The sequence below is a fragment of the Shewanella sp. 10N.286.51.B8 genome, assembly GCF_041469325.1.
In the GTDB taxonomy this organism is placed as follows: domain Bacteria; phylum Pseudomonadota; class Gammaproteobacteria; order Enterobacterales; family Shewanellaceae; genus Shewanella.
This window is the reverse complement of sequence record NZ_JBFRKG010000033.1, coordinates 1-682: the sequence shown is the minus strand read 5'-3', so window position 1 is coordinate 682 and position 682 is coordinate 1. Positions and strand designations below refer to the sequence as shown.

Annotated in this window: 1 protein-coding gene; it reads right to left on the bottom strand. The window is 41.2% G+C overall.

Translation table 11 applies throughout. The features are described 5' to 3' along the window. Window positions 1–31: 31 nt before the first annotated feature. Window positions 32–682 (bottom strand): IS256 family transposase (locus AB4160_RS13210; protein WP_372004989.1); only part of this gene is annotated, 651 nt, incomplete at its 5' end.

Sequence of the window (682 nt, the reverse complement as noted above, 5' to 3'; positions counted from 1 at the left end):
GAGGGTGTAACAGATTCTGTGTAACTGCAATTTAGTTAATATGCTTCACAATTCTGTCTTCGAACTCAATAATAAATCGGCTCATCGCAGTACGCCAGTTTCGGATGGGCATGGTCCATTTTTTACTGGCTTCTTTTATCGCAAGGTAAATCATTTTCTTGGCCGAGTCATCATTAGGAAATACCTTACGTTTTTTCAACGCTCGTCTAATCACGCTATTTAACGACTCTATAGCATTGGTTGTGTAAATGGCCTTACGAATATCCTGAGGATAATTGAAAAACGTATTTAAGTTGTGCCAATGATTATGCCATGACTTGCTGATTTGGGGGTATTGCTCATCCCAGGTATCGCTGAAACGGTCTAATTCAAGTAAAGCTTCCTCCTCCGTTGTTGATTGGTAGATGCTTTTAAGGTCCGCAGTGACTGCCTTGTAGTCTTTCCACGATACGTACTTTAATGAATTTCTGACCATATGTACGATACAGAGCTGTACATGAGTATCTGGATAAACGGTATTGATAGCATCAGGGAAGCCTTTTAAGCCATCAACACAAGCGATGAGAATATCCTCAACGCCTCGTTGCTGTAGTTCAGTGAGGACACCTAACCAAAATTTAGCCCCTTCATTTTCAGCTATCCAAAGCCCCATTAGCTCTTTGTGACCTTCAAGGTTAATGCC